The sequence below is a fragment of the Dysgonomonas sp. 511 genome (assembly GCF_010501105.1).
Classification (GTDB): domain Bacteria; phylum Bacteroidota; class Bacteroidia; order Bacteroidales; family Dysgonomonadaceae; genus Dysgonomonas.
In genome coordinates this window covers 63746-79217 of the sequence record NZ_QVMQ01000010.1, presented here as the reverse complement: position 1 = coordinate 79217, position 15472 = coordinate 63746, and the positions used below count along the sequence as shown (strand labels likewise).

Here is a 15472-nt window from a genome sequence, read left to right as displayed (position 1 = left end):
TGGCTTTTTGATACTAATTTTTCCATATTTAAAATTACCTTTGTATCGGAAACTATCAAAAAGCAATACCTATGAATTATTACCACCTGTCAATATTAGTACACCGTCAAGCATTACGATACGGAAAGAAAACTGCGTTGAAATACAGAAATGCACAAGAAAAAAAATGGAAAAGCATATCGTGGCGCAGGTTTTCCGACAATGTAATGAAAACGGCATGGGCTATGGCAGAGATGGGAGTAGAAGAAGGAGACCGCATTGCAGTCTATTCGCAAAACATGCCTCAATACCTGTTTACCGACTTCGGATCGTATGCCAACAGGTGTATATCGGTACCTATTTATGCGACATCATCGCCTTCGCAGGTAGAATATATAGTGAACGATGCCAATATAAAGCTGCTTTTTGCAGGCGAGCAGTTCCAGTACAACAATGCATTTAAAGTACAGCAAAAGGCAACTTCACCATTACAAAAAATAATCGTATTCGATCCGAAAATAAAATTACATCCGGAGGATAAGACATCCGTATATTTCGATGATTTTATCGCAACGGGCGAAAATTCGAATACCGAGGTTATAGTGCGTGTACGCATGAAAGCACGCCGCGACGACGACATTGCCTGTATTATGTACACATCGGGCACTACGGGCGAACCCAAAGGAGTGGTATTGCCGCATACCTGTTTCTTGCAGACATTCCCTATACATGACGAGCGTCTGCCAATGGTATCCAACAAAGACGTTTCGATGAACTTCCTGCCTTTGGCACACATTTTCGAGCGTGCGTGGACTTACTATGCCATGCATGTAGGTATGTGTATTGCCATCAATCAGGATGCGAAGGAGATACAAAAATCCATCAAGCAGGTGCGCCCAACCATTATGTGTAGCGTACCACGTTTCTGGGAAAAGGTATATGCCGGGGTGAGCGAAAAAATATCCGAATCGAAAGGCCTGATGAAATGGATATATACAGATGCTATAAAAACAGGAAAAAAATACACTATCGATTTCAGAAATAACGGATTGAAAGCCCCTCTGGGCACAAGAATAAAATTCGGGATATACAACAATACCGTTTTTCGTGTCTTGAAAATGGTTGTCGGCATCGAACGTGGAAATATATTCCCCTGTGCAGGTGCTCCCTTGTCGGATGCTATCAACGAGTTTTTGCAATCGGTCAATATTCCTCTAATTGTAGGATACGGGCTTACCGAAACTACGGCTACCGTAAGCTGCTATCTCCGCAAGGGCTTTGTTATTGGCTCGGTAGGTACACTTATGCCGAGTGTAGATGTGCGCATAGACGAAAACAACAACGAGATACTGATAAAGGGAAAAACCGTTATGCGCGAATATTACAACAAACCGGAAGCTACAGCAGCAGTATTTACCGAAGATGGATATTTCCGCACGGGCGATGCCGGCCGGCTGGAAGGCGATGTGCTATATCTGACAGAACGCATAAAAGACCTCTTCAAAACTGCAAATGGCAAGTATATAGCGCCACAGGCAATAGAAACGCGTATAGCAGAAGACAAATATATAGATATGATTGCCGTGATAGCCGACGAACGCAAATTTGTGAGTGCCCTTATCGTCCCTAGCTACGAAGCATTGATAGAATATGCGGATACAAACCATATTGAATACAGCAAGGTTGAAGACCTGCTGCACAATGAAGAAATACTGCGTATGCTCGATGCCCGTATAGAATTATTACAAGCAGATTTTGCTCCATACGAAAAAATCAAAAGATACCGTTTGTTGCCCGAGCCGTTTACAATGGAAGGGGGCGAACTCACAAACACGCTGAAAATCAAGCGTAAGGCTGTTGCAGAAAAATACAAAGAGCTTATCGACGATATGTATAAAGAATAATTACTCCCCCCCCCTTTTTTTAGAAATATGGCAGGCATATATATACATGTTCCTTTTTGCCGGACGAGGTGTATCTACTGCGATTTTTATACACGTACCGACCTATCGCCTAAGGATGCATATGTAGATGCATTGTGCAGAGAAATAGCTCTCCGCAGGGAATATCTGGGCGGGGAGGCTGTCGAAACCATTTACTTCGGAGGAGGGACACCTTCGTTATTGAACGGAAGTGATCTCGACCGGATATTTTCTTCCCTATATGCAAACTTTAAAATAGCAGATGATGCGGAAATAACTTTAGAGGCCAATCCCGACGACCTTTCGCAAAGGTATGCCGAACTATTGGGCAAGCAGCCATTCAACCGTCTGAGCATAGGCATCCAAAGCTTCGATGACAATGAGCTGAAGTTTCTGAACAGAAGACATTCGGCACGGGAGGCTATAGATGCTGTAAACAGATGCAAATCGTATGGTTTCGATAATATAAGCATCGATTTGATGTACGGGCTTCCCAACCAGACCATCGACATCTGGAAATCTAATTTAAATACTGCCCTATCTTTGGAAGTTCAGCACATTTCCCCTTATCACCTCATCTACGAAGAAGACACAAAACTTTATAAACTATTCACACAGAGACAGGTCAGGGCTGTGGACGAAGAAGTGAGCCTGAAAATGTTCTCGGATATGATAGAAATTTTGTCGGAAGCCGGATTCCGGCATTACGAAATATCGAATTTTGCACAAGAGGGATATATTTCGCAGCACAACAGTTCTTACTGGCTCGGTAAGAAATATCTGGGATTAGGCCCCGCCGCACACTCTTTCGATACAATAAGCAGGTCGTGGAATATAGCTTCTGTAAAGAAATATATAGAAGGTATAATAGATGGCGTGCCTAATATAGAAAGTGAAAACCTGGATAAATATACGCAGTATAACGAATATATCCTTACAGGTTTGCGCACCATGTGGGGCGTGGATATGGAAAAACTTGAAACTCTTTTCGGCACTTCATTTAAAGATTTTGCCCTCAGCTATGCGCGGAAATATATAGATGCCGGCAGTATAGTCTATAGTCGCAACAAACTTCAATTGACCCGCAACGGAATCTATATTTCCGATTCCATAATGAGAGATCTCATGTGGGTGCAATAAATCTCATTTTTACGATTCCCAGGAATACTCTTTTGTTAAAAAATGCTTAGTATTGGATAAAAAAATACAACCCTAGTCTTTTTGCTACAAATGCCAATTTAGAAATAATTCTATGGTGGGAGAAATATCTCTATTTGTAGTCTTCGTCTACAATAATCAATAGTGTTCGCAAAGAGATGGAATATTGTTTTTCTGTTTGGTTAAATTATTGAATGGTAGAATGTTATCAATGTGTGCATACAAGATTGTGCTACATCTGGAAATAACAATGTAGATAAAAGCTTTCTTGCACTTAAAGCATTTTGTTGAATCTTTTCATAGGGATGTATTTAGAATTTATTCTATGCCAAATCTTCGATTTTAATAGCTTTATTCCTTGATTTATGAGTTTTTATGGTTGTTAAAATTGAATTCATATAACAATATACTTTATTTATTGGAATAAAATTTCTATCTTCGTTAGAAATTTTACAAATGCATAAATAAAAACACAATAATATTTCGCAAGTTAGATTATTGTCATTTAAACTCGCAAAAGATAATGAATGATAGAACTACCCAAAAGGACAGGGTTCTCCAGTTTTTGGAAACCCAAGGGGTAAGTAAAAATAAATTTTACGCACAAACTGGCATCGCAAATGGTTCTTTAGACAAAAAAAGCGGAATGACAGGCGATACTATTGCTAAAATATTTAAGGTGTACCCCAACGTCAACCTTCAATGGCTAATTACCGGAGAAGGGCCAATGCTAAACTCTTCTACGGTGAGAAATGCCGCTGATATCGACATGATGAGAGAGCAGTATGCCAATATCATAAATGTCGACCCGGCATCTATCCCCGAAGCCCGGTTGACACCTCCATCCGATAAGGAGATGAGTTTTATACCCCTTTTCACATACAAAGAATTCCATTATTGCCAGGGATATGTATCTATTCCCGACCTGGATTCGTGCGACGGAGCGGGCTATATAAAGACCGACAGCATGTACCCTCTCATAAAACCGGGAGATATAGTTTGCTACAAAACCGCAAACAACACCGATGCCATCCATTGGGGCGAGATGTATGTGATGTACCTGCAAATAGATGGAGAAGAAATGATAACATTGAAGTACATAAATAAGTCGTCGTTGGGCGACGATTACGTGCTTTTGAGTGGATGCAACACAAAATATCACGATAAAGACGTATTGCGCAGTTGCATAGAATGGAAAGGGTTGGTGAAAGCCTATATCTGTTACCATACTGTATTTTAGAGTCTGCTTGATAAGGAGAACACCTCTCCAATATCTAGCAAACTTTTTTATATGCTTAAGAACAGTCTTATTTAGCTGAGCCGATAAGAAAAATTTTCGTCAAAGTTTAAACAGACTCTTTATCAAATAAAAGTGAAAGAACTCTTGCTTTGATAACAAAAAATCCCTATCTTTGTCGGCTGAAAAACGAAATAACTAATAAAGTCACAATAAACAATGAAAAAAGGCATTCATCCAGAAAACTACCGTCCGGTTGCTTTTAAAGATATGTCAAACGATGAAGTATTCATTTCTCGTTCTACCATAGCTGCAAAAGAAACTATTGAAATAGATGGTGTTACTTATCCGTTGGTTAAACTAGAAATCACAAGTTCGTCGCATCCGTTCTATACAGGTAAACAAAAACTTGTGGATACAGCAGGACGTGTTGATAAGTTTATGAGCCGTTACGCTAAACGTACTCAACCAAAAAAATAACTAGATTTTTACTTTTTTAGTGAAAGAATCTAAAAGACAAGAAACCGGAAAGGTAAAACTTTTCGGTTTTTTTATGCTCTATAAACAAAATCAATAAGAATCTAAATATTTGATTAGTAAACAATAATACCAGGTAAGATAGAATCCGTGAAACCCGGATGAAATAAAAAAAAGAGTTTTTTTGCTATTTTGCATCCTTTATACTATTTTTGATGCAAAATCTTTAATACACATTTACGAACTACTGGAAATTAACATTTAAAGAATTATGAACAAGTTATTTAAAAGTATTTTAATACTTTCGGTGCTTTGTGCAATAACCCTTTCAGCAAAAGCGCAAGATGTAGTAATCAGTCAAAAAACTGCGGCTAAAATAGAAAGCATAAAAGCAAAAGCTGCAAAAGATGCAGCAGCAGCGGATGCAAAGATGCAAAAGGATATAGAAAAAGCCAAGAGGAAAATAGAAGAGGATACTAAAAATTCGGCCGAAAAGGCACGTAAAAAAATGGAAGAAGATACCCGTAAAGGAGCCGAAAAGGCACGGAGGGATGGCGAAAATGCTATAGCAAAAGCAAAAGAAAATGCCGAAAAATCGAAAATAAAAGCTCAGGAAAAAGCGGATAAGGAAATTGCAAAAATAAGAGCTAAAGAAGCCTTGCTTTAAAGAAAGATAGAATATAGCCGAAAAAGCAAACCGATAAAGACTTTTTATTGGTTTGCTTTTTTTATTAGAAATACTAATGTGAATAATTATCTATATTTTGCACCGATGCTTAACAATAGTTTTAAAAAATATATTTATTTTTACATATCGTTTGTGTAAGGGAGGAGATTCACATTTTAATATTAAATAATTATACTTAACTATGGAACGAAAAATTACAATTATGGGAGTCCTTCAGGAAGGAATATCCATCGGGCTCCAAAATGCAGCATCTGTGCTTATTGCCATTATCTTATGGCTTGTTACTATCTGGATACCTTATCTCAATGTGGGTACAACGATAGCTATTTCGTCAATACCTATTGCTTTGAGCAAAGGGCAGATTATTTCCCCTTTCTTCATTTTCGATGCTAAATACCGCCAATATATGGGCGAATATTTCACATTGTTGGGATTAATGTATATAGCTTTGGTTCCGGCAATGCTATTTCTCATTGTTCCGGCAATAATAATATCAATAGGCTGGTCGTTAGCTGTTTACATACTTATAGACAAAGAAGTTGCTCCGGGAGAAGCCCTGATACAAAGCAACAAAGCTACCAATGGTTACAAATGGACTATCTTCGGAGTATCTTTTATTCTGATAGTAGTTCTTTTCATCTTAACAACTATATTCGGTTTGCTTGGCAGCACTATCGGTGCTATTATGACCATTGTTTTGCTTGTACTCTTTATGTTGATTATACTAGGTTGCAACACAGTAATATATAGGAATCTGGTATTGAAAAACAATGACGATAATAATGTAACAGAAGAACCCGCTTCGACAGAATCTCCTGTTTCTCCGATTTACACCAAATAATAATCTCAATTGAATAAAGATTGAGTTTTTGATAGATACAATGTGAGGGCGAATGAAAAATTGGCGGAGTCAATTATTATTCGCCCTTACTGTTAGATAATTTTTTCCGTTTTCGATACATATCCCTATTTCTACACCATTTACGAAAAAGGTAATAGGCAGCCATCAGTATATATATTGTAGCGATGGGTTTTCTGTAGTTCCGTCAAGTTAATTTCTACCATAGTAGATAGTTTAGACTCATCAACTATAAAATACTCTTGCTTTAAAGGTTCGCCGAAAGGAAGAAAGACCAATATCCCCGGATAAAACTCCGTCTTCTCAATCTCTTTTTCGAAAGGAAATACATTTGTTATTACACTACTATCATTTACCTCCACAATATAGTTTTTCAAGAAAATATCAGGATAAATAAATGTGTAATGAGAAAAATATCGCTTCATCAGTTATTTGAGAGCCGGTTTGTCTGTCAAATTTTCTTTAGTAGTCACAGGTTTGACATTATCCGGAACCGGTCTTCTAGTAGGTACAGCCGGCAATGATACCTGAGGCGAAGTAGTCTCCAGGCTATCTTGTGCAACCGACACTGAATCGAGATACGAGATATTATACAATAACACATTCCGAGGTATATCGTACATATTGCCCTTCATGTGTATATAGCCCGAAATACTTTTCAGCAAGCTGTCGGGAAGGTTGGGCCTATGTAGCGAATACCGGCTATCTGTATTTACATCAAGGGTATTCTGCACGACAGTGTCTTTGTATGTAAAGAACAGGGAAGTTTCGATATTTGTTATGCGATTTACTCCCTGCACATCGAACCTTAAGCTAAACTTACTAACGTCTATATCTTTCATCTTCGCAGAATCTATTACAAACGAAAGTGTTGGTGTATGAACTGTCAATTTATATAATCGTGGGATAATCAATAATGGACCAGTACCTTTTGCCGACTGGCTTTGTTGTGCCAGCAGATTGCTTTGAGCCCTTAGCTTAGAGGCTACCGAATCGCTGATAACTTCATAGTAACCAATATTATCGGCGTACCATAATAGAGATGAATCAAGCTCTGCCTGAGTTATTTTATATTTCTGCAACACACTTTCTACCAGAGCGTCTTTATTTTCATCGCCAAAGAATTGTTTGTCGGTGTTGTATATCGCTTGTGCCAGTTGTATATCGTACAGCACGTCTACCATTTTCTTTTCGGATATTACATAACTTGGCCTGCGGCTACAAGCAGCAAGCAAAATCAAGAATGCAAGAATGATATATATGGCAAAGCGTTGTTGCATGGTTATTTCTTATCTTCTTTTTTTTCCAAAGATAAAGATAAAGTTTTGCGATAAAAAATTAGCAGTATAAAAATACCTACAGTTATTGCCGAATCGGCGATATTAAATATCGGGCTGAAGAATGTAAAACTTTCCCCTCCCCACTTCGGAAACCAAGATGGGAATGTTCCGGTGAATAATGGAAAATAAAGCATATCCACTACTTTGCCGTGCAGCCATCCGGCATATCCCTCGCCCACAGGGACGAATGTAGCAACCTGCGTAAAAGTGCTTTCGGAAAAAATAACTCCATAGAAAACACTGTCGATAATATTGCCGAATGCTCCTGCCAGGATCAGACCTATGCAGGCTATATAGCCGCTTTTATATCCCTGTTTTACAAGGCTGTAGAGATAATAAGCAATAAAGCCTATGGCAACTATCCTGAATAGCGACAAGAATAGTTTTCCCCATGTGCTTCCTCCGCCTATCTTCCAGCCAAACGCCATTCCTGGGTTTTCTACAAAGTATATTTTAAACCAATTGGCTACTTCTATGCTTTCGTGCAACGACATATTTGTCTTGATCCAGATTTTAGAAGCCTGGTCTACGATTATTACAAGAAGTATTACCAGAATGGCTATTATCCCGCCTTTTTTGTTGTCCATTGTATTAAGTTTGCATACAAAACGAAGAAAAAACAAGAGGTTTTCAGTTAAACTCCCATCCTTTCTTCGTTCTTCATTCTATTTTTTTGATAAAGCTTTATTTGACACCGCTGTTCTTTGCTTCGATACTCAATGTAGCATGTGGCACGGCACGAAGCCTCTCTTTAGGGATGAGTTTGCCTGTTTCGCGGCAAATACCATAAGTCTTATTCTCGATACGGATAAGAGCCGACTGAAGGTTTTGTATAAACTTCATCTGGCGTTGAGCCAAACGCCCAGCTTCTTCCTTCGACAGCGTAGATGCTCCTTCTTCCAATACCTTGAATGTAGGAGATGTATCGGTCACGTCGTTTCCATCGGCATTTGTGATAGCAGCCCGCAACTCGTCATATTCTTTTTTAGCCTTGCTAAGTTTCTCGAGGATGATTTCACGGAATTCGTTCAATTCCTCATCGGTGTATCTTGTTTTTTCTGCCATAGTTGTACATGTTAATAAGGGTTCAACATCCTGTTTAATGTTAAAGATAATGATTTTATCCGACTTTCTCTACAGACACCTGTAAAATATAGTCGTCCATATCTATTTCTTGTCCGTTTACTACATCGCCTATCTCTATACTATCTGCCAGTACTTGCGATGCTATATAACTATTATACGCTGATATTGTTTCTCTTATCTGCTCCTGATCAGATATTTTAATGTTTATACGGTCTGTTATATCAAAGCCGCTCGATTTCCGGATATTCTGTATCCTGTTCACCAGTTCGCGGGCAATACCTTCTTTCCTCAGTTCGTCGGTGATGGTTATATCCAGTGCCACGGTCAGCTTTCCGGCATTGGCTACCAGCCACCCCGGTATGTCTTCCGATATTATTTCGGCATCGGCTTGTTCTATAACCGCTTCCTGTCCATCTATATCGAAGGTGTACTTACCATCCTTTTCGTATGCAGCAATAGCATCCTGTGGCATATTTTGTATTTCTACGGCCAGCTGCTTCATTATTTTGCCATAACGAGGGCCCAGTTTTTTGAAGTCTGGTTTAACCTTTTTGACCAAAATACCCGCAGCATTGTCTACATATGTGAGTTCTTTCACGTTCACCTCGCTCAGTATCAAATCGCGCACAGCTTCTACATCATCTTTTTGCCCGTCGTTCAATACGGGTATCATTATCTGGGTAAGCGGCTGGCGAACCTTGATGCTTTCTTTGCGGCGAAGTGCCAGAACTGCCGATGATATATCCTGTGCTATTTGCATACGTTCCTCTAAACGCTTATCTACTACAGATGGTTCATAAGCCGGGAAATCTGTCAAGTGGACAGATGCCGCTTTTTCGCGTCCGGTAGCCGAAACCAGATCGCAGAATAGCCTGTCGGCATAGAAAGGCGATATAGGCGACATGAGTTTGGCAACCGTTTCGAGGCAAGTGTAAAGTGTCTGATAAGCAGATAGTTTATCTTTCGTCATTTCGCCACCCCAGAAACGTTTACGGTTGAGACGGACATACCAGTTGCTCAGGTTGTCGTTCACAAAGTCGGATATGGCACGCCCTGCCTTGGTAGGCTCATAAGCCTCGTAATATTCGTCTACGTCTTTTACCAATGTATTGAGCAACGATATTATCCAGCGGTCTATTTCCGGCCTTTCACCCACCGGTATTTCTTCTTCGGCAAAGGTAAATCCGTCTACATTTGCATAGAGTGCAAAGAACGAATAGGTATTGTATAGTGTACCGAAAAACTTACGGCGTACTTCTTCTACTCCTTCTATATCGAATTTGAGGTTGTCCCACGGCGACGAATTGGTTATCATATACCAGCGCAATGGGTCGGATCCATATTTTTCTATCGTATCGAACGGGTTGACTACATTGCCTTTGCTTTTCGACATTTTGTTGCCGTTCTTATCCAGTACAAGCCCGTTGGATATTACATTTTTGAATGCTATGCTATCCTTAAACATAGTGGATATGGCATGAAGGGTAAAGAACCACCCGCGGGTCTGGTCTACTCCTTCGGCTATGAAATCGGCAGGATATATTTTCGCAAATTCTTCTTCGCTGATATTCGGATAGAATACCTGTGCAAACGGCATCGCCCCCGAATCGAACCACACGTCGATAAGATCGGCTTCGCGCTTCATCGGCTTGCCCGAATCCGACACTAATATTATATTATCTACATACGGACGGTGCAAATCGAGCTTCTCGTAATTGCCCTTATCCATATTTCCTACTTCAAAGCCTTTCCACGGTATTTCTGTCATAAATCCGGCATCTATCGCTTTTTGCATTTCTGCATATAGTTCTTTGATAGAGCCTACACATTTTTCTTCTTTACCGTCTTCGGTGCGCCATATCGGAAGCGGTGTGCCCCAATAGCGGCTGCGGCTCAAGTTCCAGTCTTGCAGGTTTTCGAGCCATTTGCCGAAGCGTCCCGAACCTGTCGATTCTGGTTTCCAATTGATAGTCTTATTGAGTTCTATCAACCTTTCACGTGCGGCAGTAGTGCGTATAAACCAGCTATCGAGCGGATAGTAGAGTACAGGCTTATCGGTACGCCAGCAGTGCGGATAGTTGTGTACGTGACGCTCTATCTTAAATGCCAGCCCTTGCTGCTTGAGCATTACACAGATGTCGATATCGAGTGTAGGCGCGTCTGCAGGTAATGTATCGTCATATTCATTCTTTACATACCTTCCTGCAAATTCTTTATATAGATCTACGTTTACTTTTTCCTTTACAAACTCAGGGTCGAGGTCTTCTATACGGAAGTATTTACCCGTGAGGTCTACCATAGGACGGGTGTTATCGTCCTTGTCTTTCAACAGCATGGCAGGCACTCCGTTTGCTTTTCCTACCTTGGCATCATCTGCACCGAAAGTAGGTGCTATGTGTACGATACCTGTACCGTCGTCGGTGGTAACAAAGTCGCCTGCAACAACGCGGAATGCGCCTTCTCCCGGATTCATCCACGGTATAAGTTGCTCGTATTCCATGCCTACAAGGTCTTTGCCCTGCCACTCGCCTACCACCTTGTATGGTATCAGTTTGTCGCCTTGTTTGTAGTCTTCGAGGGCTATTTCTTGCGCTTTCTCGTTGAATAGGCTGAATAAAAGAGACTTGGCCAACACAACTGTTATCTTGTCACCTGTGTATGGATTGTATGTCTGCACTGCTACATATGTAATGTCGGCCCCGACAGCCAATGCTGTATTCGAAGGGAGCGTCCACGGGGTAGTTGTCCATGCCAGGAAATAGGCGTCGCCAAAGGCTGTCATTTCAAGTTTCGGCGCTTTCATCTTGAACTGGGCGACACAGGTTGTATCTTTTACATCGCGATATGCACCCGGTTGGTTCAGTTCGTGTGTGCTGAGCCCTGTTCCCGCAGCCGGAGAGTAAGGCTGTATGGTATATCCTTTATAGAGGTATCCTTTGTTATACAGTTCTTTCAAGAGAAACCACAGGGTTTCTATATAGCGGCTGTCGTAGGTTATATACGGGTCGTTCATATCCACCCAGTACCCCATGATGCGGGTAAGGTTTTCCCACTCGCCTGTATATTTCATCACCTCCTTGCGGCAGGCATCGTTATATTCCTGTACTGAGATTTTCTTGCCGATGTCTTCTTTTGTTATTCCGAGCTTTTTTTCCACGGCAAGTTCCACCGGAAGCCCGTGTGTATCCCATCCGGCTTTACGGTTTACGAGGAAGCCTTTCATCGTTTTGTAACGGCAGAAAATATCTTTTACCGCGCGCGCCATTACATGGTGAATACCCGGCATACCGTTAGCAGAAGGAGGCCCTTCGTAGAACACGAAAGAGGGAGCTCCTGCACGTACGTCCAAACTTTGCTGGAATATATTTTCCTTATCCCATTTGTCTAGTATCTCTTTGTTGATATCGGACAAATTAAACTTGTTGTACTCTGAAAATTGCTTGCTCATAGTGCGTCTTAAAACATCTTTAAAAAAAATTGAGGGCAAATATAATGAAAAGTTACGAGTTACACGATATTTTAAGCTACAAGTTAGCATCTGTCTAAAACAGAAAAAACGACCTGCCGTTGCCAGCAAGCCGTTTTCTGTTTTTTAAAACCATTTCTTAAAATAATGTATCCGTCATTACCTCAAAAATGGATATTCTTCGCTACCCCAAGAGTGTATAATTTCCTTTCGGCGAACCTTTAAAGCAAGAGTATTTTATAGTTGACGGGTCTAAACTATCTACTATGGTAGAAATCAACTCGACGGAACTACAGAAATCCCATCGCTACAATATATATATACTGATGGCTATAAGCTGCGGTAAAGCTCTGGGCTTTAGATGAAACGGTGCAAAATCTTTTCCCAGAAAGAAATCTCTTTGTAATTTTTGTGTACATATGAGGCGTTTTTCGATGTAATTCTTTTCAGGTTGTGGTTTCTCATATATGCATCTACACGTTTCTCAAAAAGTTCTCCTCCATATTCGGGATATCTCGCTGATGCTATATTCGATTCATTATAGATAGGATTCTGAAAATCTTTTGTCCTTACCAGATAACATTGGTCGGAGAATCCAAACCCTATAAAGTTAGATTCAGTTTCGTCGAAAGATTCAGATTGGGCTTCTTCGATACAACCGTTCCATACGGGATTGGCAACAAAATATTCTTCATTTCTATTCATTATTGCCAATGTGTTTTTTACCCAGTTGTTGTTATCTTTCGTTATACAGGTATCACTTGAGAAATGCAGCAGAAAATCAGTTTTGCATAGATAGATACTGACAAGTTCGGCAATGGAATAATAATATCCACCTTTAAAATCATCTTTTTGTATTCCAAAAAACTCTAACGCATTTGTGGCATATTCTTCTACAATAACATATTTGTCGATAATACCCTTGTCTACCTTTTTCTGAGCATGTTTTTTTACTAATTCGACATTCTTTACATTATTGATAAATAGCACCTTATTGTCAAAAGGATAATTGCAATTATCAATCATCTTTTCGAGATATCCTTTGCATAAGATATATATCCAATCTTTTTCCCAGCATTTAGTTTCGAATGTTATTGTCATTGCTTTATCTTTTCTTAGCAAAGAAGGAAAAGAAAGATTTATTTTTTTTCTTTTCGTTTTTCTTTTTCTGGTTTTCTTTCACCTTTTCTATCAAAGAAGGAATATCAGAGCCTTCGAAATATTCGAGTTTTTTCCACGCAGGGGGATCTAGTGGATGAAAGTTTTGTATGTAATTGTAGGTGTGCTTGTTGATGGCCTTCCAAAAATTAAGATATGCATCTGTATTAAAATCGTCGGAATGAGACCAGTTTTTCATTTTCAAAGCTATCTCGGCTTCCGAACGCCCCCAGCTTTGGTGCAAAACTTTAAAATTTGTATAATGTACTGTATCGTTAATACTTTCATCGGTTCTCCTTGCTGCAATATACACAGGGTTATTTGTGGCTAGGGCAAAAGGTTCGTTTGAGTCTATCAAGAACATCCCTGTTTCGTCATATTTGAATATTGTAATGAACTCTCCGTATATAGCAGTCGGTTTATTTATATCCAGAGATCTAATGTGATTGATGAAGGCCGGAAAATCGAGGAAGTATTCATCAGAGTCTACTTGTATATGCCAACCACCTTCTCCCATAAACCGGGATAACATCTTGCGTTCCCGGGTATCGCATTCCATTGTAGTAAGATTAGATACATAGAAGGAGTCTTCATATATCTTTATTTTCTTTTCCTTATCAAATTCTTTTATCCATTGGAAAAATGAATCGGGTATATCGAATTTTTCACCAGCCCATGTCAGCCTGTCCTTGTCCACCGCAATAGTTATAGAATCAGCGTGCTGATAGACAGTAGGGAGAGAATATTCTATGTATTTATAGTCATAAGATACCAGATATCCGACTTTTATTTCTGCATTATTCATCTGTCTTATTTTTTCTACAAAGATAATTTAATTGTAGATACTTGCACATGAAAGTTCTATAACTTTGTTATCTTTGTGTCGAAAACATATGTAGTTCGATGAAACAGATACTTTATTTCATGCCCAAAATGTCACTGAAAAATAATGCAGGAAATGTGACACGGGTTATATCTCTTCTTCAGTATTTCAAGTCACGGGAATTTCATGTTGATTTTTTTGGAATTAAGAATTGGAATATAAAATGGGAAGATGACCTTCCTCAGAAAATGTTGGACACAAAACTTGTTGACAGAGTTTTCTGGGAAGAACTGAAACCGCCGAAGACTAATTTCATAAAACGTTTGTTTACTTATAAAATACCTGAATATATAAAGAGGAGATATTATGGCGGGTCGCCAATATTCCGTTCATTTTGCACCTTTTATTTACGCAAGACCTTCGAAAAAGTATTACAGGAGAATAGATATGATTATATCGTTATCAACTATGTATTGTGGGTCAATCTGATAAAATACAGTAAAAACCTGAAAGGAGCTAAAGTTATAGTCGATACACACGATTTTCTTACAATACATGCAGCCAGAGACCCTAAAAAGAAAAAGCATATAGGGAAATATTTTCAAACGGAGATGGAAAATCTTTCATTTTTCGATGAGGTGTGGGCTGTATCTATAGATGAGATGTATATCTTTACCCAGTTTCTTCATAATACCAAAGTCAGGCTTGTGCCCAATATGCCTCTTTTTGTATTGAATAAAGATGGAGAATACAATGGGAAAGAAAAAGAATATGATATTATATATGTTGCAAGCGAAAACCCGTGGAACCAAATGTCTTCCAAATGGTTTTTTGCAGATATATACCCGTTGTTGCCTCAAAACCTGAAGATATGTGTCGTCGGCAAAATCAACGAATATATAAAGGAAGACTATCCAAATGTGGAGAAGATACACTTTGCCAAAGACTTGGGAGAAATGTATGCCAAGTCGCGCATAGCTATTTGCCCGATGCTCGAAGGTACAGGCATTAAACTGAAAGTGCTCGAAGCATTGTCTTTCGGATTGCCGGTTGTGTGTACCCAACGGGGAATAGATGGTTTGCCAAACAAACTTAATAATGGATGCTTGTTGAGCAACACTGCCGAAGAATTTGCCGGTAATATTATGAAACTGATTAGTGATTCACGTTTGTATGAAGAACAAAGCAAACTAGGCTACGACTTGTTTAAGATTTACTTTAATCCCGAAGTGAGGTATAAACAATTGGATGAAATATTTGATGTAAAGGAAGACTAATA

General features: G+C 39.4%; 14 protein-coding genes. 7 read left to right on the top strand and 7 right to left on the bottom strand.

The genetic code is table 11. The features are described from left to right. The first annotated feature begins 71 nt into the window (after window positions 1-71). The 6 genes from D0T57_RS06025 (at window position 72) to D0T57_RS06000 (ending at window position 6302) form a co-directional block, all read left to right on the top strand. A complete protein-coding gene (locus D0T57_RS06025) occupies window positions 72-1883 on the top strand; it encodes a long-chain fatty acid--CoA ligase (protein WP_163271899.1) in 1812 nt (603 codons plus the stop codon). A gap of 27 nt (window positions 1884-1910) precedes the next feature. Next, complete coding sequence (gene hemW, locus D0T57_RS06020) at window positions 1911-3041, top strand: radical SAM family heme chaperone HemW (RefSeq protein WP_163271897.1); 1131 nt, start codon at window positions 1911-1913, stop codon at window positions 3039-3041. 541 nt (window positions 3042-3582) lie between these two features. Further along, window positions 3583-4299 (top strand): helix-turn-helix transcriptional regulator, encoded by a 717-nt coding sequence (locus tag D0T57_RS06015; protein ID WP_163271895.1) that lies wholly within the window; start codon window positions 3583-3585, stop codon window positions 4297-4299. Window positions 4300-4515: 216 nt separating this feature from the next. Continuing rightward, the gene (locus D0T57_RS06010; protein WP_163271893.1) at window positions 4516-4776 is read left to right on the top strand and encodes a type B 50S ribosomal protein L31; all 261 of its coding nucleotides are present in this window, start codon (window positions 4516-4518) and stop codon (window positions 4774-4776) included. Between the two features lie 268 nt (window positions 4777-5044). Continuing rightward, window positions 5045-5440: a hypothetical protein gene (locus D0T57_RS06005; RefSeq protein WP_163271891.1), complete on the top strand. Its 396-nt coding sequence runs from the start codon at window positions 5045-5047 to the stop codon at window positions 5438-5440. 202 nt (window positions 5441-5642) lie between these two features. Beyond that, on the top strand, window positions 5643-6302 hold the full coding sequence (locus tag D0T57_RS06000) for a hypothetical protein (RefSeq protein ID WP_255490515.1): 660 nt from the start codon (window positions 5643-5645) through the stop codon (window positions 6300-6302). 140 nt (window positions 6303-6442) lie between these two features. Here the strand turns inward: D0T57_RS06000 and D0T57_RS05995 are convergent, their stop codons facing one another. From D0T57_RS05995 to D0T57_RS05965, 7 genes are all read right to left on the bottom strand, one after another. Continuing rightward, window positions 6443-6745 (bottom strand): hypothetical protein, encoded by a 303-nt coding sequence (locus tag D0T57_RS05995; RefSeq protein ID WP_163271764.1) that lies wholly within the window; start codon window positions 6743-6745, stop codon window positions 6443-6445. A 3-nt stretch (window positions 6746-6748) separates the two neighbouring features. Further along, window positions 6749-7600 carry a DUF4296 domain-containing protein gene (locus tag D0T57_RS05990; protein ID WP_163271889.1) on the bottom strand — a complete coding sequence of 284 codons (852 nt, stop codon included), beginning with the start codon at window positions 7598-7600 and terminating at the stop codon, window positions 6749-6751. Window positions 7601-7602: 2 nt separating this feature from the next. Beyond that, a complete protein-coding gene (locus tag D0T57_RS05985) occupies window positions 7603-8247 on the bottom strand; it encodes a lipoprotein signal peptidase (protein ID WP_163271887.1) in 645 nt (214 codons plus the stop codon). Between the two features lie 97 nt (window positions 8248-8344). Further along, window positions 8345-8725, bottom strand: a complete 381-nt coding sequence (locus D0T57_RS05980; protein WP_163271885.1) for a TraR/DksA C4-type zinc finger protein — start codon at window positions 8723-8725, stop codon at window positions 8345-8347. A 55-nt stretch (window positions 8726-8780) separates the two neighbouring features. Further along, complete coding sequence (gene ileS, locus D0T57_RS05975) at window positions 8781-12194, bottom strand: isoleucine--tRNA ligase (RefSeq protein ID WP_163271883.1); 3414 nt, start codon at window positions 12192-12194, stop codon at window positions 8781-8783. Window positions 12195-12569: 375 nt separating this feature from the next. Beyond that, window positions 12570-13313 (bottom strand): hypothetical protein, encoded by a 744-nt coding sequence (locus D0T57_RS05970; RefSeq protein WP_163271881.1) that lies wholly within the window; start codon window positions 13311-13313, stop codon window positions 12570-12572. Between the two features lie 4 nt (window positions 13314-13317). Next, the gene (locus D0T57_RS05965) at window positions 13318-14175 is read right to left on the bottom strand and encodes a hypothetical protein (RefSeq protein ID WP_163271879.1); all 858 of its coding nucleotides are present in this window, start codon (window positions 14173-14175) and stop codon (window positions 13318-13320) included. Between the two features lie 98 nt (window positions 14176-14273). Here D0T57_RS05965 and D0T57_RS05960 point away from each other — a divergent pair, with 98 nt between their 5' ends. Next, window positions 14274-15470, top strand: a complete 1197-nt coding sequence (locus tag D0T57_RS05960) for a glycosyltransferase family 4 protein (RefSeq protein ID WP_163271877.1) — start codon at window positions 14274-14276, stop codon at window positions 15468-15470. Window positions 15471-15472 lie beyond the last annotated feature (2 nt).